Annotated in this window: 7 protein-coding genes; 4 read left to right on the top strand and 3 right to left on the bottom strand. The window is 60.7% G+C overall.

Features of this window, described 5'->3' with window-relative positions:
- The first annotated feature begins 204 nt into the window (after nt 1-204).
- Nucleotides 205-492, top strand: a complete 288-nt coding sequence (locus PMI21_RS06315) for a DUF3509 domain-containing protein (RefSeq protein ID WP_007940625.1) — start codon at nt 205-207, stop codon at nt 490-492.
- Nucleotides 493-663: 171 nt separating this feature from the next.
- On the opposite strand, the gene PMI21_RS06320 is transcribed toward PMI21_RS06315, so the two are convergent.
- Together PMI21_RS06320 and PMI21_RS06325 are read right to left on the bottom strand one after the other, a co-directional pair.
- Nucleotides 664-1,593 (bottom strand): TIGR02285 family protein, encoded by a 930-nt coding sequence (locus PMI21_RS06320; protein WP_007940624.1) that lies wholly within the window; start codon nt 1,591-1,593, stop codon nt 664-666.
- Nucleotides 1,574-2,773 (bottom strand): CaiB/BaiF CoA transferase family protein, encoded by a 1,200-nt coding sequence (locus PMI21_RS06325; protein ID WP_007940623.1) that lies wholly within the window; start codon nt 2,771-2,773, stop codon nt 1,574-1,576. Before PMI21_RS06325 ends, PMI21_RS06320 begins: the two co-directional genes overlap by 20 nt.
- Before the next feature lie 147 nt (nt 2,774-2,920).
- On the opposite strand from PMI21_RS06325, the gene PMI21_RS06330 reads away from it, so the two are divergent.
- The 3 genes from PMI21_RS06330 to PMI21_RS06340 all read left to right on the top strand — a co-directional run bounded on the left by PMI21_RS06330 (nt 2,921) and on the right by PMI21_RS06340 (nt 6,628).
- Complete coding sequence (locus tag PMI21_RS06330) at nt 2,921-3,463, top strand: YaeQ family protein (RefSeq protein ID WP_007940622.1); 543 nt, start codon at nt 2,921-2,923, stop codon at nt 3,461-3,463.
- 66 nt (nt 3,464-3,529) lie between these two features.
- A complete protein-coding gene (gene recJ / locus PMI21_RS06335; RefSeq protein ID WP_007940621.1) occupies nt 3,530-5,239 on the top strand; it encodes a single-stranded-DNA-specific exonuclease RecJ in 1,710 nt (569 codons plus the stop codon).
- 282 nt (nt 5,240-5,521) lie between these two features.
- Entirely contained in the window at nt 5,522-6,628 is a 1,107-nt protein-coding gene (locus PMI21_RS06340) for an NADH:flavin oxidoreductase/NADH oxidase (protein ID WP_007940618.1), read from the top strand.
- Between the two features lie 135 nt (nt 6,629-6,763).
- Here PMI21_RS06340 and PMI21_RS06345 read toward each other — a convergent pair whose 3' ends face one another.
- A complete protein-coding gene (locus tag PMI21_RS06345; RefSeq protein WP_007940617.1) occupies nt 6,764-8,389 on the bottom strand; it encodes a glucan biosynthesis protein D in 1,626 nt (541 codons plus the stop codon).
- Nucleotides 8,390-8,456: the final 67 nt, after the last annotated feature.

Raw genomic sequence — 8,456 nt, 5'->3', positions numbered from 1 at the left:
GCAGCTGCTACAAGGAATGTGTCTCGGGTGAAAGGGTTTAAACGCGGCTGTTTTTTTACTGTCATCTTTTCCGGGCATGCTTTATCCACCAGAGGCGCCGGTGCGCCTGCCGTTGGAATCCAGAACTTTCTTCTCGGGCCTGGGGTCATTTACTGTGGATACGCCCCAGGCACTTTGTTTGCGGACTATTGAGTGGTGATCGAGATGGAAAGTATCAGTCTATTGCTCGGCGAGGCTCTGAGCCCGTACCAAGTCACGTTGACCCCATCGGGTGCCCATGGCGAATGCCTGGTGACGCTCAAGAGTGCGACCGGCGCCATCGTGGTCGAACGGCTGTTCAATCACGCCCAGTTAACCGATAAACGCCTGCTGACGGATGTCGTCGACGGCTTGCACCGCGACGTGCTGATTGCTGAAGGACGCCTGGAACCCTGTGTCATCGCGGCGTTGCGCAATGCGGCTCAGGACAAGCGCCTGGCCAGCCGAAATTGAAGTGTTTTTTGTGGGAACCTTCCTACGCCAAGGTCAGTCAGACCATGTAACAGCAGGATCAAGCATTGTGCTCCGGTGCTTGTAGCTTGCTGCTACGGGTCTGTAATACAGGCCACGTTTAACCCCGAGTTGTCTCCCCACCTCTCGGGGTTTCTTTTTGCCTGCGATTTGTCATTTTTGCGTGGCCTGATGCTCGAAAAAGGCCCTGGTTTCTTCCAGGTAATCCTTGCGTCTTTGCGGGTCGAGCCAGTCGGCATACAGCGGGTCCAAGTGCTCGCGGGGCAGGGCGCGCAGTAGTCGGTTGATTTCACTGATCGCCTGTCGACCCTGGGGCGTATTCGAGCAACCGATGTACACGGGCATGTAGTTGCCCGTGCCTTTGACCGGGTAGAACTCCAGTTGCTCATCGGCCAGGTTTTCCCGATGGGCCTGATAGCGGATTTCCGGCCAGTAACCCAATACCACCTGCAAACGACCCAGGCGCTGCATCTGCAACAGGCTGCCGAGGGCGTCATTGCCATAGTGGGGCGTCAGCGCGCCGGCCGGCGCCTGTTGCAGCAGCGTGTCGAGGAGCTCACCGTAACGGCGCTCGGCAATCACCCCGACTTTCTGTCGACCGCTGGCCAACAGTGCCGCCAGATCGACTTCACCGTTGGAAAGGAACGGCTCCAGCACCGGCCGATCTTCATGTCGGATCACCAACCCATTGCTGACCACCCGGAAGGCCGGAATGGAATACGCAATCCATTGTTCGCGCTCCTTGCTCCAGACCAACGAGGGGTCGCAGGTAAAGGTTTCTTCGTGAAGCATCTGCATGCCGCGGGCGCGATTGACCCGCATCAGGGTGTGTTCGTACTGCGGCATACCGGCGATCAGCAGGGGCATCATTTGGTCGATAACCCCCTGGCCTTTTTTCGGGCCTTCGAAGATTGTCAGTGGCGGCAGGTCGCGCAACAGCCAAAACAAATGCTCCTTAGGTTGCGCCAGGGCCGGGGATATCAGGCCCGACAACAGCCCGAGCGCCGCCAGCAGGCGCCCGATGCCGGCGTAACCGAGGACGGATGAAAGCAGGCGGTTCAGCTTAGATGGCCCCGTCTTCACGCAGCCGTGCGATCTGTGCCGGGTCGTAGCCCAGATCGTTGAGGACCTGCGCATTGTGTTCACCCAGCTGCGGCCCGACCCATTCCGAGGTGCCGGGTGTCTCAGAGAGTTTTGGCACAATGCCGGGCATCTTGAAGTCTTTGCCGTCGGGCAGCTTGGCTTGCAGGAACATCTCCCGGGCCAGGTACTGCGGATCGCTGAACATGTCTTCGGCGCTGAAGATCCGGCTGGCGGGAACGTCGGCCAGGTTCAATTGCTCGATCACCGTGTCCAGCGGCAGTGAGTTGACCCAGCGATCGATCACCCCGTAAATCTCGTCGCGACGGCTATCACGCCCGTCGTTGCTGGCCAGCACTGGGTCGTTGGCCAGGTCCTCGCGGCCGATGATCAGCATGAATCGTTTGAAGATCGCATCGCCGTTGGCGCCGATCTGCACGTGTTTGCCGTCAGCGCTGGTGTGGATGGAGGAGGGCGTGATGCCCGGCATGATGTTACCGGTGCGTTCGCGGATGAAGCCGAACACGTCGAACTCCGGGACCATGCTTTCCATCATGGCGAAGATCGCTTCGTACAGCGCCACGTCCACCACTTGGCCCAAGCCACCGTTGACCTCGCGATGACGCAAGGCCATCAGTGCACCGATCACGCCCCAGAGCGCGGCAATCGAGTCGCCGATGGAAATCCCGGTGCGCACCGGCGGCCGGTCCTCGAACCCGGTGATGTAGCGCAGGCCGCCCATGGATTCACCGACGGCACCGAAGCCCGGCTGATCTTTCATGGGGCCGGTCTGGCCGAAGCCGGAAAGCCGCACCATCACCAGTTTCGGGTTCAGTGCGTGCAAGACTTCCCAGCCCAGGCCGAGCTTTTCCAGCACGCCGGGGCGAAAATTCTCGATCAGGATGTCCGCTTCACTGAGCAGTTGTTTCAGGATCGCCAGGCCATCCGGGTGTTTCAGGTTCAGGGTCAGGGACTTCTTGTTGCGCGCCTGAACGAACCACCACAGCGAGGTGCCTTCGTACAACTTGCGCCATTTGCGCAACGGATCACCGCCGTCCGGTGACTCGATCTTGATCACTTCGGCGCCGAATTCGCCGCAAATACGCGAGGCAAACGGCCCGGCAATCAACGTACCCAATTCGATGACTTTCAGACCCGAGAGCGGTTTGTTGGAGAACGGCATGCGAAATCCTGTAGGACAAAGGCTGAGCGAAAGCAGAGTTTTATCATAGGCCGACATCCATCGGCCAAAGTTGATCGCCTTCAATTCGTTGATTGCCGCTTGCATCGGTTAGACTTGCCGCCTTTCCCCGTATCAAGAAGCCCGTTCATGGCCCAGCCGTCCACGACCTACAAGTTTGAACTGAACCTCACCGACCTCGACCGCAGCGTCTACGAGAACGTGAAGCAGACCATCGCCCGTCACCCTTCGGAAACCGAAGAACGCATGACCGTGCGGCTGCTGGCCTACGCCTTCTGGTACAACGAGCAGCTGTCCTTTGGCCGCGGTCTGTCAGACGTGGATGAGCCGGCGTTGTGGGAAAAGAGCCTGGACGACCGTGTCCTGCACTGGATCGAAGTCGGCCAGCCAGACGCCGACCGCCTGACCTGGTGCTCGCGCCGCACCGAACGCACCAGCCTGCTGGCCTACGGCAGCCTGCGCGTCTGGGAAGGCAAAGTGATCCCGGCGATCAAGACCCTGAAAAACGTCAACATCGCCGCCGTGCCCCAGGAAGTGCTGGAAACCCTGGCCAAGGACATGCCGCGTGTTATCAAGTGGGACGTGATGATCAGCGAAGGCACGATTTTCGTCACCGACGACCGTGGTCAGCACGAAGTCCAGTTGCAATGGCTGGCCGGCGAACGCGGCTGATTATTCGCCACTTGGCCGCGTCACCCGGTTTTATCCTACGTATTCAAGAGAAGCACCTGTCACCCCATGCGCATCGAACCTCGCTTGTTGCCCGACACCCTGCCATTCCTCGGTGATATTCCACCGCTGTTGACCCGCCTTTACGCAGCGCGGGGTGTGCAGTCCGAGGCTGAACTGGACAAGAGCCTGGCGCGGCTGATTCCGTTTCAGCAGCTCAAAGGCATCGAGGCGGCGGTGGATTTGCTGGTAACGGCGCTGGAGCAGCGTCAGCGGATTCTGATTGTCGGCGACTTCGACGCCGATGGCGCGACGGCCAGTACCGTGGGCATGTTGGGGTTGCGCCTGCTGGGCGCGGCGCATGTCGACTACCTGGTGCCGAACCGGTTTGAGTACGGTTACGGCCTGACCCCGGAAATTGTCGAAGTGGCGCTGACCCGCGATCCGCAGTTGCTGATCACCGTGGACAACGGCATTTCCAGCGTCGAAGGCGTGGCGGCGGCGAAAAAGGCCGGGCTCAAGGTACTGGTCACCGATCACCACTTGCCCGGCGACGAGCTGCCGTTGGCCGATGCCATCGTCAATCCGAATCAGCCTGGTTGCGAATTCCCGAGCAAAGCCCTGGCCGGCGTCGGGGTGATTTTCTATGTGCTGATGGCCCTGCGTGCGCGCTTGCGCAGCCTCGGCTGGTACGAGAGCACGCCGCAGCCGAACATTGGCGAATTGCTGGACCTGGTGGCGCTGGGCAGCGTCGCCGACGTAGTACCGCTGGATGCCAACAACCGGATTCTGGTGCATCAGGGCCTGGAACGAATTCGCGCCGGGCGCGCGCGGCCGGGGCTCAAGGCGATCCTTGAAGTGGCCAAGCGTGACCCTTCGCGCATCACCTCCACCGACCTGGGCTTCATCCTCGGCCCGCGTCTGAACGCGGCAGGGCGGCTGGATGACATGAGCCTGGGCATCGAATGCCTGCTCACCGACGACGCGGGTGCTGCCCGTGAAATGGCCGCCCAGCTGGATGGCATGAACCAGGACCGTAAATCCATCGAGCAGGGCATGCAGCGCGAGGCGCTGGCCCAGCTCAAGGATCTGCCGGTGGAATCGATGCCGTTCGGCCTGTGCCTGTTCGATCCCGAGTGGCACCAGGGCGTCATCGGTATCCTCGCGTCGCGTATGAAAGAGCGCTATTTCCGTCCGACCATTGCCTTTGCCGATGCCGGCGATGGCCTGCTCAAGGGCTCCGGGCGTTCGGTTCAAGGCTTTCACATTCGCGATGCCTTGAGCGTGGTCGCGGCGCAACATCCGAACCTGATCAGTAAATACGGCGGCCACGCCATGGCGGCCGGCCTGACCTTGCCGGAAGCAAATTTTCCGTTGTTCGCCGAAGCCTTCGATGCCGAAGTGCGCAGGCAAATGCGCGAAGAAGACCTGACCGGGCGATTGCTGTCGGATGGCACCCTGGCGGTCGAGGAGTTTCACCTGGAACTGGCCCGCGCCCTGCGCCACGCCGGGCCTTGGGGGCAGCACTTTCCGGAGCCGCTGTTTCACGGGGTGTTCCAGTTGGTCGAGCAACGCGTCGTTGGCGAGCGGCACCTTAAAGTGGTGCTGAAAAGTGAATGCGGCTCGGTGAAGCTGGATGGCATCGCTTTCGGGATCGACCGGGATATTTGGCCGAATCCGACTATAAAATGGGTTGAATTGGCTTACAAGCTCGACCTCAACGAGTTCCGTGGGAACGAGACTGTGCAGTTGATGATTGCCCACATCGAACCGCGTTGAATCCTTCGCGGGCAAGCCTCGCTCCTACAGATATCGGTGATCTGTAGGAGCGAGCGGTGCGGCGATCCGACTTGCCCGCGAAAGCGATTTCCTTCACACCGAATCTCTCTGAACCCTCCCTGATCCCGCGATGTCGACTAGGCTCTAAGCACTGCTTGATTATCCTTGTGACGTCTTGTCGAATTTTTTGCCCGCGGGGGCGGGTGCTGCACCTTTTTCCTGTCACTCGTCGACTATTCAAACAGAACCCTGGAGCCTGCCCACTGATTTGAGAGGTGCCCCATGAGTCTGCTGCTTGAACCCTATACCCTTCGTCAATTGACCCTGCTAAACCGCATCGCGGTGTCACCGATGTGCCAGTACTCCAGCGTCGATGGGCTGGCCAATGACTGGCATCTGGTCCATCTCGGCAGCCGCGCGATCGGCGGCGCCGGACTGGTATTCACCGAGGCCACGGCGGTCACTGCCGACGGGCGTATTACCGCCCAGGACCTCGGCCTCTGGAATGATCAACAGATCGAACCCTTGCAACGTATTACGCGCTTCATCGCCGCCCAAGGCGCTGTCGCCGGCATTCAGTTGGCCCACGCCGGGCGCAAGGCCAGCACGCATCGGCCGTGGCTGGGCAAGCATGGCAGCGTCAAGCCGGAAGACGGCGGCTGGATTCCGGTCGGCCCTTCGCCAATCGCTTTCGACCCCCAGCACACACCACCCAAGCAGCTTAATGAAAGTGAGATCGCTGAGGTCGTCCAGGCTTTCGTCGACTCGGCCAAACGGGCGCTGACCGCCGGTTTCAAAGTGGTCGAAGTGCACGCCGCCCACGGTTACCTGCTGCATCAATTTCTTTCACCGTTGAGCAATCAGCGGCGCGATCAGTACGGTGGTTCGTTCGAGAATCGCATCCGGCTGGTGCTGCAAGTCACCGAAGCGGTGCGGGCCGTGTGGCCTGAAGAGTTACCGGTGTTTGTACGGGTATCGGCCACCGACTGGGTGGAAGACGGCTGGAACCCCGACGAAACCGTGGAACTGGCGCGACGCCTGAAAGACTTGGGTGTGGACCTGATCGATGTCTCGTCGGGTGGTACGGCGGTAAATGCCGAGATTCCTACCGGGCCCGGTTATCAGACCCGTTTCGCCGAGCGGGTACGCAAGGAGTCGGGCATTGCCACCGGCACTGTAGGCATGATCACTGAGCCAGCCCAGGCCGAGCATATTCTGCGTACCTGTCAGGCCGATATCATCTTCCTCGCCCGGGAGTTGTTGCGTGATCCGTATTGGCCGCTGCATGCCGATGACGATCTGGGTGGGCACAAGGCTGTCTGGCCGGCGCAATACCAGCGGGCCACCCATCGTGACCAGCCGATTCATGAATCGGATTTGCGTGACTGAAGGCCGCTGTAAAACCAAAAAGCCCCGGTCGGGTGGACCGGGGCTTTTGTTTATCTGGTGGAAATATTTTGCTGGGCTCTCCGGCCCCATCGCGAGCCTGCTCGCGATGGGGCCAGTTCAGACATCCGTTTACTCTCAGGTGTACTTGCGCTTATCAGGTGCCGGCGGGAAATACTGGTACAGCCAGGTTTCACTCAACGTGCGGTCATTGGTACGAATGAACAGCCGCAGTTCCACCGGCGCCACGCTGTCATTGGTCGGGTACCAGTCGAAGGTGATTCGGTAGCCCTTGATGTCATCGAGCACCAGCACGTTGAAATCCTTCACCTGACCGTTCGAGCAGGTCACCACCGGTTCGATCCCCGCGCCTTCCGGCAAGCGGTCCAGCCCGCCGCCGGTGAAGTCCACGGCGAAGCGGCGCGCCCAGACTTGCGGGTAATGTTCGCCCGGTGCCCAGCCTTCGACGAAGCCGCCCATGCCCGAACGGGTCGCATTGACCCGTGCCAGCGGCGTACTCACCGGCGGCAGGGCGCTCCAGTAGAGCTTGTAGCCGTAGTTCAGGGAATCACCGGCCGCGACCGGTTTCTTCGGCGTCCAGAACGCGACGATGTTGTCCAGGGTTTCGCCAGTCGTAGGAATTTCCAGCAAATCGATAGAGCCTTCGCCCCACGCGGTTGTAGGTTCTACCCACAGGCTCGGGCGCTTGCTGTACCAGTCGACGGTGTCCTGATAACTGTCGAATTCATGGTCGGTCTGCACCAGGCCAAAGCCTTTCGGGTCGGTGTCAGCGAAGGCGTTGAATTGCAGGGTGGCCGGGTTGTTCAGCGGACGGCAGATCCACTCGCCGTTGCCGCGCCACATGGCCAGGCGATCGGAGTCGTGGATTTGCGGGTGAATGGTGTCGCACATACGGCGCTCGTGGGTGCCGCAGCTGAACATGCTGGTCATCGGTGCGATACCCAGTTGCTCGATGGCGGTGCGGGCATTGACATGGGCGTCGACTTCCATCACCACGCGCTCGGCCTGGCAATCGATGTCAAAACGGTAGGCCCCGGTGGCGCTCGGCGAGTCGAGCAGGGCGTACACCACGAAACGGGTGCTGTCCTTGTCCGGTGTCTCGAACCAGAACTTGGTGAAGTCCGGGAATTCCTCGCGCTTCTTGGCATAGGTGTCGATCGCCAGGCCGCGGGCCGACAAACCGTACTGGCCGGTGGCGTCTACCGCACGGAAATAGCTGGCGCCGAGGAACGACAAGACGTCGTGCCGATCCAGCTCCGGGGCCTTGAACAGCTTGAACCCGGAAAACCCCAGGTCGCCCTTGAGCTGTTGGGTGTCGACGGTGGTTTTTTCATAGTTGAACAGCGACGGGCGGAAATGCACTTCACGCGCCAGCCGAGTCTTGGGATCGACGCTGTACATGCGCACCGGCTGCTTGAAACCCATGCCGACGTGGAAAAACTGCACGTCCAGCTGACCTTTCAGATCCTTCCACAGCGAGTGATTGCCGTCGTAGCGGATCGCGTTGAAGTTCTGCGGCGTCATGGTTGCCAGTGTCGGCGGCAGCACCTGTTTGGTGTCCTGATACGGCTTGCCGGCGAGCTGTTTGGCCTGGCTCTTCAGCGCTTCGAAGTCGAACGCCTGAGCATCGCCATCGGCAGTGCCGCTACCGGCCCAGGCGTTCGCGGCCAGCAGGCCGGTGGCCGAGAGACCGGTGTAAGCCGCGATGGCCATGGACGCTTTGAGCAAATTCCTGCGGTGCATAAGTACAACCTGTCGTGAACAATCCCGCGCCGTTCCTGGCACGTGCTGGATCAGAAATAACGGTTCG

It is taken from the genome of Pseudomonas sp. GM18 (assembly GCF_000282195.1).
Taxonomy (GTDB): domain Bacteria; phylum Pseudomonadota; class Gammaproteobacteria; order Pseudomonadales; family Pseudomonadaceae; genus Aquipseudomonas.
Note: the sequence above shows the minus strand (reverse complement) of the source record. Positions and strands in the feature narration are given on the sequence as shown.

Bases quoted from the DNA above. Each gene is read 5' to 3' on its own strand.
- PMI21_RS06340 (WP_007940618.1), top strand. From the start codon at position 5,522: ATGAGTCTGCTGCTTGAACCCTATACCCTTCGTCAATTGACCCTGCTA.
- PMI21_RS06345 (WP_007940617.1), bottom strand. From the start codon at position 8,389: ATGCACCGCAGGAATTTGCTCAAAGCGTCCATGGCCATCGCGGCTTAC.
- recJ (WP_007940621.1), top strand. From the start codon at position 3,530: ATGCGCATCGAACCTCGCTTGTTGCCCGACACCCTGCCATTCCTCGGT.
- PMI21_RS06325 (WP_007940623.1), bottom strand. From the start codon at position 2,773: ATGCCGTTCTCCAACAAACCGCTCTCGGGTCTGAAAGTCATCGAATTG.
- PMI21_RS06315 (WP_007940625.1), top strand. From the start codon at position 205: ATGGAAAGTATCAGTCTATTGCTCGGCGAGGCTCTGAGCCCGTACCAA.
- PMI21_RS06330 (WP_007940622.1), top strand. From the start codon at position 2,921: ATGGCCCAGCCGTCCACGACCTACAAGTTTGAACTGAACCTCACCGAC.